The organism is Arsenicicoccus cauae (assembly GCF_009707125.1).
Taxonomy (GTDB): Bacteria; Actinomycetota; Actinomycetes; order Actinomycetales; family Dermatophilaceae; genus Arsenicicoccus; species Arsenicicoccus cauae.
The window spans coordinates 65,270-78,943 of record NZ_WLVL01000016.1 but is presented as its reverse complement, the minus strand read 5'-3'; the positions used below and the strand labels follow the sequence as shown (position 1 = coordinate 78,943).

The 13,674-nt window shown below is 73.4% G+C and carries 14 protein-coding genes; 5 read left to right on the top strand and 9 right to left on the bottom strand.

Features of this window, described 5'->3' with window-relative positions; translation table 11 throughout:
• Positions 1–99: 99 nt before the first annotated feature.
• The 9 genes from GGG17_RS03100 to GGG17_RS03060 form a co-directional block, all read right to left on the bottom strand.
• The gene (locus tag GGG17_RS03100) at positions 100–717 is read right to left on the bottom strand and encodes a thiamine phosphate synthase (RefSeq protein WP_154592320.1); all 618 of its coding nucleotides are present in this window, start codon (positions 715–717) and stop codon (positions 100–102) included.
• A complete protein-coding gene (locus GGG17_RS03095) occupies positions 717–1,526 on the bottom strand; it encodes a thiazole synthase (RefSeq protein ID WP_154592319.1) in 810 nt (269 codons plus the stop codon). Before GGG17_RS03095 ends, GGG17_RS03100 begins: the two co-directional genes overlap by 1 nt.
• Positions 1,527–1,532: 6 nt before the next feature.
• On the bottom strand, positions 1,533–1,733 hold the full coding sequence (gene thiS, locus GGG17_RS03090) for a sulfur carrier protein ThiS (protein ID WP_154592318.1): 201 nt from the start codon (positions 1,731–1,733) through the stop codon (positions 1,533–1,535).
• Positions 1,734–1,742: 9 nt separating this feature from the next.
• Complete coding sequence (gene thiO, locus GGG17_RS03085) at positions 1,743–2,912, bottom strand: glycine oxidase ThiO (protein ID WP_154592317.1); 1,170 nt, start codon at positions 2,910–2,912, stop codon at positions 1,743–1,745.
• 211 nt (positions 2,913–3,123) lie between these two features.
• On the bottom strand, positions 3,124–3,888 hold the full coding sequence (locus GGG17_RS03080) for an SDR family NAD(P)-dependent oxidoreductase (RefSeq protein ID WP_154592316.1): 765 nt from the start codon (positions 3,886–3,888) through the stop codon (positions 3,124–3,126).
• Between the two features lie 75 nt (positions 3,889–3,963).
• The gene (locus GGG17_RS03075; protein ID WP_154592315.1) at positions 3,964–5,115 is read right to left on the bottom strand and encodes an acyl-CoA dehydrogenase family protein; all 1,152 of its coding nucleotides are present in this window, start codon (positions 5,113–5,115) and stop codon (positions 3,964–3,966) included.
• Between the two features lie 74 nt (positions 5,116–5,189).
• Positions 5,190–6,206, bottom strand: a complete 1,017-nt coding sequence (locus tag GGG17_RS03070; RefSeq protein ID WP_154592314.1) for an LLM class F420-dependent oxidoreductase — start codon at positions 6,204–6,206, stop codon at positions 5,190–5,192.
• Positions 6,207–6,380: 174 nt separating this feature from the next.
• On the bottom strand, positions 6,381–7,217 hold the full coding sequence (locus GGG17_RS03065) for an SGNH/GDSL hydrolase family protein (RefSeq protein ID WP_288798862.1): 837 nt from the start codon (positions 7,215–7,217) through the stop codon (positions 6,381–6,383).
• Positions 7,214–7,894, bottom strand: a complete 681-nt coding sequence (locus tag GGG17_RS03060) for a uracil-DNA glycosylase (RefSeq protein WP_288798861.1) — start codon at positions 7,892–7,894, stop codon at positions 7,214–7,216. The genes GGG17_RS03065 and GGG17_RS03060 overlap by 4 nt, the downstream gene beginning before the upstream one ends.
• Before the next feature lie 178 nt (positions 7,895–8,072).
• On the opposite strand from GGG17_RS03060, the gene GGG17_RS03055 reads away from it, so the two are divergent.
• The 5 genes from GGG17_RS03055 (at position 8,073) to GGG17_RS03035 (ending at position 13,569) form a co-directional block, all read left to right on the top strand.
• The gene (locus GGG17_RS03055; protein WP_154592313.1) at positions 8,073–9,005 is read left to right on the top strand and encodes an ABC transporter ATP-binding protein; all 933 of its coding nucleotides are present in this window, start codon (positions 8,073–8,075) and stop codon (positions 9,003–9,005) included.
• A 3-nt stretch (positions 9,006–9,008) separates the two neighbouring features.
• Positions 9,009–11,558 (top strand): ABC transporter permease, encoded by a 2,550-nt coding sequence (locus tag GGG17_RS03050; protein WP_154592312.1) that lies wholly within the window; start codon positions 9,009–9,011, stop codon positions 11,556–11,558.
• A gap of 73 nt (positions 11,559–11,631) precedes the next feature.
• The gene (locus tag GGG17_RS03045; protein ID WP_154592311.1) at positions 11,632–11,925 is read left to right on the top strand and encodes a DUF3263 domain-containing protein; all 294 of its coding nucleotides are present in this window, start codon (positions 11,632–11,634) and stop codon (positions 11,923–11,925) included.
• A 93-nt stretch (positions 11,926–12,018) separates the two neighbouring features.
• Positions 12,019–13,080, top strand: a complete 1,062-nt coding sequence (locus GGG17_RS03040; protein ID WP_154592310.1) for a P1 family peptidase — start codon at positions 12,019–12,021, stop codon at positions 13,078–13,080.
• A gap of 51 nt (positions 13,081–13,131) precedes the next feature.
• Positions 13,132–13,569: a hypothetical protein gene (locus GGG17_RS03035; protein ID WP_154592309.1), complete on the top strand. Its 438-nt coding sequence runs from the start codon at positions 13,132–13,134 to the stop codon at positions 13,567–13,569.
• The last annotated feature ends 105 nt before the right edge of the window (positions 13,570–13,674 follow it).

The window sequence follows — 13,674 nt, the reverse complement described above, 5'->3', positions numbered from 1 at the left end:
TCCGCCGCATCCCGCGAGGACGATCGTGAGGGCCGTCAGGGGCGCCGCCTGGACCGGCTTCATCGCCCCAGGGCAGCCGGGTCCCGGGGCCGGGCGGGCTCAGTCGAGCGCCGCGAGCAGCTCTCGTATGACGCGGCCGGGGTCGCCCGCGCGCATCACGTCGCCCATGAGGGCTACCCCGTGCGCGCCGGCGGCGACGGCCTCGGCGGCGTTGCTCGGCGAGATGCCTGCCAGCGCAAGGACCTTCGTGTCGCCGAGGGCCACGGCGTCGAGCGCGCGCCGTAGTCCTGCGGGTCCGAGCGCGGGGCCGTACCCCGGCTTGGAGGTGGTGTCGGCAAACGGCGAGAGCGTGACGTAGTCGCAGCCCTGCTCCGCCGCGGCGCGCAGCTCGGCCGCGTCGTGCGTCGAGCGCCCCACCAGCGGGGCGTGCGGCGGGACGGGATCGCTGCGGCGCAGGTGCACGCCGTCGGCCACGGCACGCCACGGCGCGGCGACCGGAAGGGGAGCCGCCACGACGAGCCGGCCACCCACGGGCCGCAGCACCCCCGCGAGCGAGGTGGCGAGGGCGAGCCGGCGGTCGTCGGGCAGGTCCCGCTCGCGCAGGCACACCCACCGCGCCCCGGCGTCGACGCACCGCCCGACCTGCTCGACCAAGGAGCGACCGGGCGGCAGCTGCGAGCGGTCCGTGAGGACCAGCAGGGGCAGCGGCGAGGGCATCAGTCGATGCGGCCTTGCGTGGGAGAGGACGCGAGGGCGTGCCGGCGGACGGGGATGCGGCCGGCACCGTGGGCGAGCCGCCCCGCGATGGTCGCGTGCCGGATCGCGGCGGCCATCGCGGCCGGGCGCTCCGAGCGGGTGACCGCCGAGGCGACGAGCACGGCGTCGCAGCCGAGCTCCATGGCGAGGGCGGCGTCCGAGGCGGTGCCGAGGCCGGCGTCCAGGACGACGGGCACGGAGACGGCCTCGCGGATCAGCTCGATGTTGTGGGGGTTGCGGATGCCGAGGCCCGAGCCGATGGGGGACCCGAGCGGCATGACGGCCGCGCAGCCGAGGTCGGCGAGCCGGCGCGCCACCACGGGGTCGTCCGTGGTGTAGGGCAGCACGGTGAAGCCGTCGTCCACCAGCTGCTCGCACGCGTCGAGGAGCTCGACGGCGTCGGGCAGCAGGGTGCGGTCGTCGGCGATGACCTCGACCTTGATCAGGTCGGTGCCGAGGGCCTCCCGGGCCAGCTGGGCGGTGAGCACGGCCTCGCGCGCCGTGTAGCACCCGGCCGTGTTGGGCAGCAGCCGACACCCGAGGCGACGCAGCAGGCCGAGCGTGTCGTCCTGCCCCGAGGTCGAGATGCGGCGCATCGCCACGGTCACGAGGCTGGGCCGGGCGGCGACGATCGCGGCCTCGAGGTCGGCGATGCGCCGCGAGCCACCCGTGCCGAGGAACAGCCGCGAGGACAGCTCGTGACCTCCGAGGACGAGCGGGTCATCCTGCCGTATGTCGCTCGCAACGGCGTGAGGAGTGGTGGTGGTCATGGCGATTCAACCTCCCTGCATGGCGGTGACGATCTCGACCTGGGCGCCGTCGTCGAGCGTGCGGCCCTGCCACCGGCCGCGGGCCACGACGGCGTGGTCGACGGCGACGGCGATGCCGTCGGGCGTCAGCCCGAGCTCCGCGACGAGTCCGGCGACGTCGAGACCCTCTGCGAGAGAACGGGTCTCACCGTTGATGGTGATCTGCATGGGGTGTCCTCACTGTGGTGTCGGTGGGCTGAGTGGGAGCGGGGTGGGGGTGTAGCGGGTGGCTGCGAAGGGGGCCGCCTCGGCGACGTCGGTGGTGCCGTCGAGGACCAGCTCGGTCACCAGGTCGGCGGTGACGGGGGCGAGCAGCATGCCGTGGCGGAAGTGTCCGGTCGCCACGACGAGGCCGGGCGTGCCCACCCGCCCGAGCAGCGGCCCGTTGTCCGGGGTGCCGGGCCGCAGCCGGGCGACGGCGTCGACGAGCGTCAGCTCGCCCACCTCCGGCAGCAGCGTCGTGGCGGCGCGGAGCAGCTCGAGCAGACCGCGCCCGGTGACCTGGGTGTCGCCGAGCTCCTCGGACGTCGCGCCGATCACGAGCTCCCCGGTCGCCCGGGGGATGAGATAGACGTGGTCGCCGTGCACCGTCCCCCGGACCGTGTGCCCGAGCAGGCCGCGCGCCCCCGACATGCGCAGGATCTGGCCCTTGACCGGGCGCAGGGGCAGGTGCACCAGCTCGGCCACGCCGGGCACGCCCCCGCTGTCGACGCCTGACGCGAGCACCACGGTGTCGCACCGGGACTCGAGGGGCGGGCCGTGGTCGCAGGAGGTCACCCCGACGACCCGACCGTCCTCGAGGACCAGCCCACCGCGCCGCGGGACCAGCTCGACCCCCGCGCGGGCGGACGCGGCCAGCAGCCCCTGGACCACGAACCGGTTGTCGACCCACAGGTCGCTCTCGACCAGCAGCGCGGTGCGCGCCCCGGGGGCCAGGGCCGGCGCCACCCAGCGGAGCTCGCGCGACGAGAGTCGTTGGTAGGGCAGGGAGTAGCGCTCCAGCAGGTCGGCTGTCCGCCATACCTCCCGGGCATCGTCCAGGTCCATCCCCACGTGCAGGGCACCCTCGGTGTGCAGGTCGGGCGAGATGTCGGAGCCGGCCTCGAGGCGCGCGGCAAAGTCCGGCCAGCGGGCGTGCGACGCCAGAGCCAGGGCGAGCAGGTCCTCCTCCTCGTAGGTCGCCTCGCTCACCGGCGCCAGCATGCCGCCGGCGGCATGCGACGCGCCCTGGCCGGGGGCGGGGTCCCACAGCTCGACGTCGGCGCCGCGACGAGCCAGGGACCAGGCGCAGGCGAGACCGACGACACCGCCGCCGAGGACGACGACCCTGGGGCCCGGTGGGGACATCTGCGCTCCGATCTCCCTGACCCGCATGACCGGGCCGGTGCGGCGGTCGAGACCAGACGTCAGGTCTCCTCTCAGCCCGGTGCTCCGGGCTCCCGCGAGGACCTCACCATCCTAGGCCGTGGTCGCACCCGCGCGGGAGACGGCGCCACCGGGTCGCGCCACCGGGTCGCACCACCTGTCGTGGCCGGTCGGGCGCCCCAAGGAGGTGGAGTCAGCGCGGCGGCATGCGCAGCGCCCCGTCCAGGCGGATCACCTCTCCGTTGAGCATGGGGTTGGCGACGATGTGCTCGGCCAGGGCCGCGAACTCCTCCGGGCGACCGAGGCGCGAAGGGTGCGGGACCATGGCGCCCAGGCTGGCTCGGGTCTCCTCCGGCATGCCGGCCATCATGGGCGTCTCCATGATGCCGGGGGCGATGGTCATGACCCGGATGCCCTTGTCCGCGAGGTCGCGGGCGGCCGACAGGGTGAGGCCGACGATGCCGGCCTTGGAGGAGGCGTAGGCCGCCTGACCGACCTGCCCGTCGTAGGCCGCGATCGACGCGGTGCTGATGATGACGCCGCGGTCCCCGTCGACCGGCTCGTTGGAGGCCATCGCCGCCGCCGCGAGGCGCATGACGTTGAAGGTGCCGACGAGGTTGATGTCGATGACCGCCTTGAACGTCTCGAGGGGGAGTGGGCCCTTGCGGCCCACCACGCGGCCCGGTGTGGCGACGCCGGCGCACGACACGGCGACCCGCAGCTCCCCGAGCCCGGCCGCGGCCTCCACCGCCGCCTGCACCTGGGTCTCGTCGCGGACGTCGGCGACGCAGAAGCGCGCCCGGTCGCCCAGCTGGGCCGCCACCTCGGCGCCGCGCGAGGACTCGAGGTCGACGATGACGACGGCCGCCCCGGCGGCGTGCAGGGCGCGGGTGGTGGCCTCCCCGAGGCCGGAGCCGCCGCCGGTGACGAGGGCGACGGTCTGGTCGGTGATCTTCAAGAGTTGTCCTGTCCTTGTGGGAGATTGGCGAAGGGATGGGCGAGCGTGGGCGTGCCGCGGCGGCGGGGTGAGGGGTCAGCCGCGCAGCAGCGCCCGGGAGATGACCAGGCGCTGGATCTGGTTGGTCCCCTCGAAGATCTGGGTGACCTTGGCCTCGCGCAGGTATCGCTCGACCGGGAAGTCCATGGTGTAGCCGGCGCCGCCGAGCACCTGCACCGCGTCGGTCGTGACCTGCATGGCCGCGTCCGTGGCGGTCAGCTTGGCCACCGACGCCTGCTTGCCGACCTCACGCCCGGCGTCCTTCATCCGGGCAGCCAGCAGATAGGTCGCGCGCGCCTGCTGCACGCGGGCCTCCATGTCGGCGAGCAGGAAGGCCAGGCCCTGGAACTCGCCGATCGTGCGGCCGAACTGCACCCGCTCCCTGGCGTAGCGCACGGCCACGTCCAGGGCTGCCTGGGCCAGGCCCGTGGCGCACGCCGCGATGCCCAGACGCCCCGCGTCGAGGGCGGCCAGCGCGATCGGCATACCCTGTCCCTCCGCGCCGATGCGGCGGCCCTCGTCGACCTCGACCCCCTCGTAGTAGACCTGACGGACCGTGTCGCAGTGCAGGCCCATCTTGCGCTCGGGCTCGGCGAAGCCCAGGCCCGGCGCGTCACCCGGCACGACGAAGCAGGAGATGCCCCTGGAGCCCTCGTCGCTCGTGCGGGCGAAGGTCGTGTAGAAGTCGGCGTGGCCGGCGTGCGAGATCCACGCCTTGGTGCCGCGGAGGGTGTAGGGACCCGAGTCCCCTTGTCGGGTGGCCCTGGTCGTCATCGATGCGACGTCGGAACCCGCCTGCGGCTCGGAGAGGCAGTAGGCCCCGAGCTGCTCACCCGAGAGCATCCCGGTCAGCAGGTCACGCTGCTGCTCCTCGGTGCCATAGGTCGCGACCGGGAAGCAGGTGAGCGAGTGCACCGACACGCCCACGGCCACCGACATCCAGGCGTACGCGATCTCCTCGACGACCTGCAGGTAGACCTCGTAGGGCTGGCCGCCACCGCCCAGCTCCTCGGGGTAGGCGAGGGTGAGCAGTCCCGACCTCCCCAGCAGCCTGAAGACCTCGCGGGGGAACTCGTGGGCGGCCTCCATGGCGTCGACCTGGGGGGCGAGCTTGTCGCGGCAGATCTCGCGGGTGAGGTCGATGAGGTCCTGGGACTCGTCGTTGGGCATCAGGCGCTCGGCTGGCATGCCCCGAGGATAGGACTTGACGTCGCGGAAGGCGCAGGGCCGGGAGAGCCGCCGCGACGAGGCGGCGACGTGACCTACAGCACGATCTCGGCGATCTGCTGCACGGTGCGGGCGCTGCCGTGGACGACCATCGTCGTCACCAGCGACTCCTCCCAGGCGGCCAGCTCGTCCTTGATCTTGGCGACCGGGCCGACGAGGGCGACGCGCGACACCATCTCGGTCGACACGGCGGCCACGGCCTCTTCCTTGCGGCCGGCGAGGTAGAGCTCCTGGATGCGCTCGCACTCCGCCTCGAAGCCCAGCCGCGCCACGGCCTCGTAGTGGAAGTTGGCCCCCTTGGCACCCATCCCGCCGACGTACAGCGCGATGTGCGGACGCAGCCGGTCGGCCGCCCGCTCGACGTCCTCGTCGACCACCACCTGCACGGGCAGCGCGACCTCGAAGTCGGCGGGGCGCTCACCACGCGCCGCGAAGCCCTCGTCGAGGCACCGGCGGTAGAACGAGTCCTCGTAGGGGGAGTAGAACAGCGGCAGCCAGCCGTCGGCGATCTCGGCGGTGAGCGCGACGTTCTTGGGGCCCTCGGCCGCGATCAGGATCGGGATGGTCTCGCGGACGGGGTGCAGCGTGGACTTGAGGGGCTTGCCGAGACCGGTGCCGCCCTCGATCGGCACCTGGTAGTGGCGGCCGGTGTGCTGCACCACGTCCCGACGCATGGCGGCGCGCAGGATCTCGACATACTCCCTGGTCCGGGCGAGGGGCTGCCGGTAGGGCTGGCCGTACCACCCCTCGACGACCTGCGGGCCGCTGGCGCCGATCCCGAGGGCGAACCGGCCGCCGGAGAGGTGGTCCATGGTCATCGCGGCCATGGCGGTGGCGGCGGGGGTGCGCGCCGACATCTGCATGACGGCGGTGCCCAGGGTGAGGCGCGTGGTGCGGGCGCCGAGCCAGGCGAGGGGGGTGAGGGCGTCGGACCCGTAGGCCTCGGACGTCCAGACGGAGTCGAACCCGCACTCCTCGGCGGCCGTGACCGCCTCCTCGACCCCCTCGGGCTTGCCCGCGCCCCAGTAGCCCAGTCCCAGTCCCAGCTTCATCGCCTGCTCCTCACCGTTGGATTACCGGCCAGTATGCCGGTGGGGTGCCGGCAGGACCAGGACGAGGCCGTATGACGAACCCCACCGCCGTCACGGCGCCCGCCCTCCCCCTCGCCGAGCGGTCGGTTGTGGGCGGGGTGGGGTGTCGGGAGGTGACCAGCCGGCGGGGTGGGGTCAGTGCCGGGCGGGGGCGAACGCGCGGTGCGGGTCGACCACCTGGAGCGTGGGGTACTTGGGGGAGCGGCCGTCACCCGACGAGCGGCCCGTGAGGCGGCGCTGGACCCAGGGCCCGACGTAGGTGCGGGCCCACTCGACGTTGCCTCGCAGCGCCTCCGAGCGAGCGGGGGCCGTCATGGGCGGCAGCGGCGTGCGCCAGTCGGCGAGCTCGGGCGGGAAGCCGAGGGACTGGAAGGCCTCGGCGGCCACCCGCTCGTGACCGTCCGGCGTCATGTGGATGCGGTCCTCGGACCACATGCGCCAGTCCTTGAGCGGTGTCAGGGCCCACTGGTTGAGCAGGTAGCACTGGTGGCGCTGCGCGATGGCGACGATGTGCGCGATGTACGTCGCGACCCGGCCGCGGGTGAGGCCCACGAGCGGCGCCTCCTTGGGGTCGGTCGGCGTGGCCATGAGCACGTCTGCCCCGGTCTCGCGGATGCGCGCCACGGCGGCCTCGAGCCGGGACGCCAGCGCGTCGATGTCGGCGCGGGGACGCAGGATGTCGTTGCCCCCGCCCACGATCGACACCAGGTCGGGCTGCAGCGCGAGCGCGTCGTCGACCTGGCGGGTCACGATGTCGTCGAGCAGCCGCCCCCGGATCGCGAGGTTGGCGTAGCGCATCTCGCGGCCGTCCTTGGCGGCCACGACGGCCAGCATCGACGCGAGGCGGTCGGCCCAACCGGCATACGCGTCACCCCCGGGAGAGGCCAGGTCCGGGTCGTTCATCCCCTCGGTGAAGGAGTCGCCGACGGCGACGTAGCGGCTCCAGGACCTCGGGTCACGAGCGATGCTCACGGGAGCCTCCAGTCGATGGGCTCGCCGCCCTGCTCCTGCAGGGCGGCGTTGGCGCGGCTGAACGGTCGCGAGCCGAAGAACCCGGCGTGCGCGGACAGCGGTGAGGGGTGGGCGGACTCGATGCATGGTATGCCGGGAAGGTGGGGCGCCAGGTTGCGGGCGTCGCGACCCCACAGGATGGCGACCAGCGGTCCGCCTCGATCGACGAGCGCCGTGATCGCCTGCGCGGTGACGGCCTCCCAGCCCTTGCCGCGGTGGCTCGCGGGCTTGCCGGGCTGCACGGTCAGCACGCGGTTGAGCAGCAGCACGCCGTGCTCGGACCAGGGCGTGAGGTCGCCCGAGCTGGGCTGCGGCACACCGAGATCGGTCGTCAGCTCAGAATAGATGTTGACGAGCGAGCGCGGGATCGGGCGCACGTCCGGCGCCACCGAGAAGGACAGGCCGACGGCGTGCCCCGGCGTGGGATAGGGGTCCTGCCCGACGATCAGGACCCGCACGTCCGGCAGCGGCTGCTCGAACGCCCGCAGCACGTGGGCACCGGCAGGCAGGTAGGGGCGCCCCGCCGCGACCTCCGCCCGCAGGAAGTCCCCCATGGCCCGGACCTGGTCCGCCACCGGCTCCAGGGCAGCGGCCCACGTGGGGTGGACGATCGCGGACAGCGGCTGGGGCGGGCTCACGGCGACCACCCTAGACGCCGGCCCGCCCCCTCAGGCGTCGCTCAGGGTGCGGCCAGGGGTTTCCCCTGGGCCTGACGCGGCGTGAGGCCGCTAGCGTCGGGAGCAGCAGCGCTCGGCCTCCCGGTCGGGCGCCACCGGACCCGCGCGAGCGGGCACTCAGCGGAGGGGGACACCACAGATGGGACTGTTCAGCAGGCAGCGGCCACGTCACGCGCGCCGTCAGGCGGAGCCGGCGGCCGAGAGGGCGGAGCCGGCGGCCGAGACGGTGGAGACCGTGGGGCCGGCGGCCGAGACGGCGGGACGGCAGGAGGCCGGCGCGTCGGCATACGAGCCGGAGGTGGTCCAGGGCGAGGTCGCGGCCTCGACGCGTGGGCTCGCCAAGGTCTACGGCCACGGTGACGCCCGGGTCGTCGCGCTAGGCGGGGTCGACATCGCCTTCGAGAAGGGGCGGTTCACGGCCGTCATGGGGCCCTCGGGATCCGGCAAGTCCACGCTCATGCACTGCGCGGCCGGGCTCGACGCCCCCACGGCCGGGCAGGTGTTCGTCGGCGACACCGAGATCGGCGCGCTCAAGGACCGCCAGCTCACCGAGCTGCGGCGCGACCGCATCGGGTTCGTCTTCCAGGCCTTCAACCTCATCCCGACCCTGACCGCGGAGGAGAACATCCTGCTGCCGCTGTCGATCGCCGGACGCAAGCCCGACCCCGCGTGGTACGACACCGTCATCGACACCGTCGGCCTGCGAGACCGGCTGCGGCACAAGCCGTCCGAGCTGTCCGGAGGCCAGCAGCAGCGCGTCGCGTGCGCCCGCGCCCTGGTCAGCAAGCCGCAGATCATCTTTGCCGACGAGCCGACCGGCAACCTCGACTCCCGCTCCGGGGCCGAGATCCTGGGCTTCTTGCGGCGCAGCGTCGACGAGTTCGGCCAGACCATCGTGATGGTCACCCACGACCCCGTCGCCGCCGCCTACTGCGACCGGGTGGTCTTCCTCGCCGACGGACAGATCGTCAGCGAGCTGCTCAGCCCCGGCCGAGAGGCGGTGCTGGAGACCATGTCCCACCTCGACGAGATGGCCCGCGCCCGCCGCGAGTCCCTGCCGAGCGGGGTCTGAGCCATGCTGCGCGCATCGTGGAAGTCCTTGCTGGGGCGCAAGCTCCGGCTCCTCATGAGCGCCCTGGCGATCGTGCTCGGGGTGTCCTTCGTCGCCGGCTCGCTCGTCTTCACCGACATGCTGCAGCAGACCTTCAACGGCATCATGAACGGCACCGTCGCAGACGTGAACGTCCAGCAGCGGGCCGGCGACCAGGAGGTCATGAGCGGCCAGAGCCGCGGCACGATCACCCAGGAGCAGGTCGAGGCCATCGGCCGGGTCGACGGGGTGCAGTCGGCCATCGGGGTCGTGACCGTGCCCGACGCCTTCCTGATCGGCAGGAACGGCAAGGTGATCGGTGGCCAGGGCGCCCCCGCGATCGGTGGCAACGTCGTCGACGCGCCGGCCTACGGCGGGCAGCCGGGCATGGTCATCAAGTCCGGCCGTATGCCGTCCGGGGCCGGGGAGGTCGCCATCGATCCCACGTCGCTGTCGCGCTCCGGCTACCAGCTCGGCGACACCATCACGATCGCCAGCTCGGGCGCCAAGCCGTCCATGCCGGTCCGGATCGTCGGCACGGTGCTGTGGGGTGCCAAGGAGTCCACCGGTGGGGCGACCTACGCGATGGTCGACGCCAGGACCGCCCAGACCCAGTGGATGGGCGGCAAGGACGCCTGGCAGATGGCCTGGGTGACGGCCAGGCCCGGCCAGGACGTCGACGCGCTGGCCGAGCGGGTGGCCGCGGTGGCGCCGGCGGGCTTCGAGACCGTGACGGGGTCGACCCTCGCCAAGCGCAACGAGGACTCCGCCGCGTCGTCGCTCGGCTTCATCTCGACCTTCCTGCTCGTCTTCGCGTTCATCGCCCTCGTGGTCGGGTCCTTCCTCATCGTCAACACCTTCTCGATCCTGGTGGCGCAGCGCTCGCGCGAGCTCGCGCTGCTGCGGGCCATGGGCGCCAGCCGGCCGCAGGTGCGGCGGTCGGTGCTCTTCGAGGCCTTCGTGGTCGGCCTGGTCGGGTCCACCCTCGGCCTGGTCCTCGGGCTGGGCGTGGCGATGGCGATCGCGGCGATGTTCGCCGCCGTGGGGCTGGACATGGGCTCGGTGCGGCCACGGCTGACGCCGGCGCCGGTCCTCTCGGCGTATGGCGTCGGGCTGCTCGTCACGATGCTCGCCGCCTACGCCCCGGCGCGGAAGGCCTCGAGCGTGCCTCCTGTCGCTGCGATGACCGGCGACGCGATGACCGGCAAGTCCGACCTCGGGCGCCGGATCGTCCTTGGCTCGGTCATGACCGGGGTCGGGGTCGGCGCCCTGCTCGCCGGGCTCTTCTGGGACGGTGCGCCGCAACGCCTCTGGTGGATCGGCGCCGGGGCGCTGCTCACCCTGCTCGGCGTCGCCTTCATCTCCCCGATCCTCGGCAAGCCGGTCCTGTGGGCGCTCGGACGCCTCTACCGGGCGGTCTACGGCCAGGTCGGCGCGCTCGCAGAGCAGAACGCCGTGCGCAACCCCCGCCGCACCGCCGCCACCGCGTCCGCGTTGATGATCGGGCTGACCCTGGTGACGACGATGGCCGTGCTCGGCCAGTCCGCCAAGACGAGCACCCGCGACGGCATCGAGGAGGCGCTGCGCGGGGACTACCTCTACTCCAACCCGACCTTCCAGCCGTTCTCGCCCACGATCGCGGACCAGGCTGCCAAGGTCGAGGGGGTCGCCGGGGTGCACCGTTACCGCATGGTGCGGGCTCAGCTCGCCGGCGCCCCCGAGACCGTGGGGGCCATCGGGGAGAAGGACTTCGACAGGATCCTCGCCGGGACCGTCGTGGCCGGGTCCCTCGCCGACTTCGGCGACGGCACGATGATCGTGGACCGCAAGACCGCGACCGACAAGGGCTGGCGGGTCGGCCAACGCGTGGACTACACCCTCGGCGACACGCCGCTGCCCCTCACCGTCGTCGCGCTGTCCTCGCACCCCGACGGCGCCGGCGGGGGCGTGGTGACCACGCTCGGGACGCTGACCAGGGCGGGCGTGCCACCCGTCGACAGCCAGGTGACCGTCGACCTCGCCCCGGGCACCGACAAGGCCGCGGCGCGCGCCAGGCTGGAGGCGGTCGTCAAGGACTTGCCGATGGTGACCCTGCAGGACCAGCAGGAGTTCGCGGACGCCCAGGCCAAGAGCATCGACCAGCTGCTGCTGATGATCTACGGCCTGCTCCTGCTGGCGATCATCATCGCCGTGCTCGGCATCATCAACACGCTCGCGCTGTCGGTGATCGAGCGGACCCGTGAGATCGGGCTGCTGCGCGCCATCGGTCTGGGGCGCGGCCAGCTGCGCCGGATGATGCGCCTGGAGTCCGTGGCGATCGCCCTGCTCGGCTCCGTGCTCGGGCTCGGCATGGGCCTCGTCTTCGGCTACGCCCTCATCCGGGCGCTCGAGGGCGACGGCCTGCACCTGCACGTGCCGTGGCTGCAGCTCGTCGCCTTCCTCGTGGTGGCGGGCGTCGTGGGTGTGCTCGCCGCGCTGTGGCCCGCCCACCGCGCCGCCCGCATGGACGTGCTGCGGGCGATCCAGACCGAGTGACCGGGGACCATGTGGGTGACCGGGGTGGCGGCACGAATGACACGCGTGTGATTCGGCCGCTACCCTGGTGGTCATGAGCGCCGCCCTGCACCCCACGTCGGCCGAGCGTCCCGTCGCCTCCCTGAGCGACCGGGAGCGCGAGATCCTCGCCTTCGAGCGGCAGTGGTGGAAGTACGACGGCGCCAAGGAGCAGTGCGTCAAGGAGCTGTTCGACATGAGCGCGACGCGCTACTACCAGGTGCTCAACGCGCTGATCGACACGCAGGCGGCATTGGAGCACGACCCCATGCTCGTCAAGCGGTTGCGGCGCCTGCGCGCCCAGCGACAGCGCGCGAGGTCAGCACGCCGGCTCGGCGTCCAGCTCTGACCCCCACGGACCCGTAGGCCCCCGTCCTCCCACAGGACGGGGGCCATCGGCATCCCTGGGCCGTGCCGCGGGCGCGGGGGTAGATTCGCCGCCATGCGCACCCGACCCACCAACACCCTCGTCGACGTCGCCGGGTTCCGGGTCGGTCACGCGACCCGGGACGAGCCGGGCTGGCTGACCGGGACCACCGTCGTGCTCCCGCCGGACGGCGGCTGCGTCGCCGGAGTGGACGTGCGCGGCGCGGCCCCCGGCACCCGTGAGACCGACCTGCTCGACCCCCGCAACCTCGTGGACCGCGTCAACGCCGTGGTGCTCTCCGGCGGTTCCGCCCTGGGTCTGGCCTCGGTCGACGGCGTCGTGCAGGGCCTGCTCGAGGACGGCATCGGGTGGCCCATGGGTGCGCCCGGGCAGGTCGTCCCGATCGTGCCCGCGGCCGTGGTCTTCGACCTGGGGCGGGGCGGCGACTGGCGTCACCACCCCGGGTTCCGGGACGGCCAGGCGGCGTATGCCGACGCGCGCGACTCGGGCGCCCGGCCGGTGCCGCTGGGCGCCGTCGGCGGCGGGACGGGGGCCAAGGTCGGCGGCTTCAAGGGCGGCGTGGGCTCGGCGTCCTGCGTGCTCGACGACGGTGTCACGGTGGCCGCCCTGTGCGTGGTCAACGCCATCGGGTCCGCGGTGGACGAGACCACCGGCGAGCTGTGGGGCGCCCGTCACGAGCTCGACGACGAGCTCGCCGGCCTGATGCCGCCGTCGGCGCAGGAGGTCGCCGCCGCGCGCACCGTCGCCGCCGGCCTGCCCGAGCGGTTCGCGGGGATGCCGGGCATGGCGACGACCATCGGCGTGGTCGCCACGGACGCGCGGCTCAGCAAGGCGCAGTGCCACAAGATGGCGGGCGTGGCCCACGACGGGCTGGCGCGGGCGCTCAAGCCGGTGCACACCTACTTCGACGGGGACACCCTCTTCGCTCTCGCCTCGGGCGGGCACGAGCGCGAGCTCTCCCTGCCGGAGCTGGCCCTCGTCCAGGAGGCGGGAGCGGACTGTGTGACGCGTGCCGTGATGCATGCCGTGCTCGCGCCCGACTCGGTCGACCGCAGGGCAGACGGCGGCGCGGCCTGGCGCTCCTACCGCGCGGCCTTCCCCTCGGCATACGGCTGACCGACCGAGGGACTGACCGGCCCGGCCGCCCGAGTCTGGGAGAGTGGTCGTATGACGGAGCAGTGGGACACGCCGGACAAGCTAGCCGCCATGCGCGACGCCATCGAGGCCACCGTGCCCGGGTGGCGTCGGCCGGCCCTGTGGGCGGTGGGGATCAGCGCGGCCTCGTCGGAGCCGGAGTGGGAGTTCCCGTGCGTCAACCGCGGCGCGGGCTACCTGCCCGCGGTGGTGCTCGGCCGGCTGGTGCGGCACAGCCGGACGACCGAGACGCTGCCGGTGTCGGCGGAGGTGCTGCGCCGGGCCGTCGACGACCTGTCGCCGGCCGAGGCCTGCACCTCGGTCGACCACCCCAACCTCGTGGCGTGGCGGTGGCTGCTGGGCGAGATCGAGTCCAACCCCGCGCGGGACCTGGTCGTGGTCTACGTCGACGACCTGGACGACCCCGTGAGCAGCGAGGCCGACGGCGAGCTGAGGGCCGCGGCCTCCTGACGACCGGCCTGACGGGACCCGAGCGGCCCGGCGACGCAGTCTCGCTGGGCCCGGTCGGCGTCATGGAAGCGATTTCTTCAGACGCGGAGAGTAACGCTCGTCATA

Excerpts from the sequence above, each read along its gene's own strand:
- GGG17_RS03100 (WP_154592320.1), bottom strand. The coding sequence starts at position 717 with ATGCCCTCGCCGCTGCCCCTGCTGGTCCTCACGGACCGCTCGCAGCTG.
- GGG17_RS03095 (WP_154592319.1), bottom strand. The coding sequence starts at position 1,526 with ATGACCACCACCACTCCTCACGCCGTTGCGAGCGACATACGGCAGGAT.
- thiS (WP_154592318.1), bottom strand. The coding sequence starts at position 1,733 with ATGCAGATCACCATCAACGGTGAGACCCGTTCTCTCGCAGAGGGTCTC.
- thiO (WP_154592317.1), bottom strand. The coding sequence starts at position 2,912 with ATGTCCCCACCGGGCCCCAGGGTCGTCGTCCTCGGCGGCGGTGTCGTC.
- GGG17_RS03075 (WP_154592315.1), bottom strand. The coding sequence starts at position 5,115 with ATGCCAGCCGAGCGCCTGATGCCCAACGACGAGTCCCAGGACCTCATC.
- GGG17_RS03070 (WP_154592314.1), bottom strand. The coding sequence starts at position 6,206 with ATGAAGCTGGGACTGGGACTGGGCTACTGGGGCGCGGGCAAGCCCGAG.
- GGG17_RS03055 (WP_154592313.1), top strand. The coding sequence starts at position 8,073 with ATGGGACTGTTCAGCAGGCAGCGGCCACGTCACGCGCGCCGTCAGGCG.
- GGG17_RS03050 (WP_154592312.1), top strand. The coding sequence starts at position 9,009 with ATGCTGCGCGCATCGTGGAAGTCCTTGCTGGGGCGCAAGCTCCGGCTC.
- GGG17_RS03045 (WP_154592311.1), top strand. The coding sequence starts at position 11,632 with ATGAGCGCCGCCCTGCACCCCACGTCGGCCGAGCGTCCCGTCGCCTCC.
- GGG17_RS03040 (WP_154592310.1), top strand. The coding sequence starts at position 12,019 with ATGCGCACCCGACCCACCAACACCCTCGTCGACGTCGCCGGGTTCCGG.
- GGG17_RS03035 (WP_154592309.1), top strand. The coding sequence starts at position 13,132 with ATGACGGAGCAGTGGGACACGCCGGACAAGCTAGCCGCCATGCGCGAC.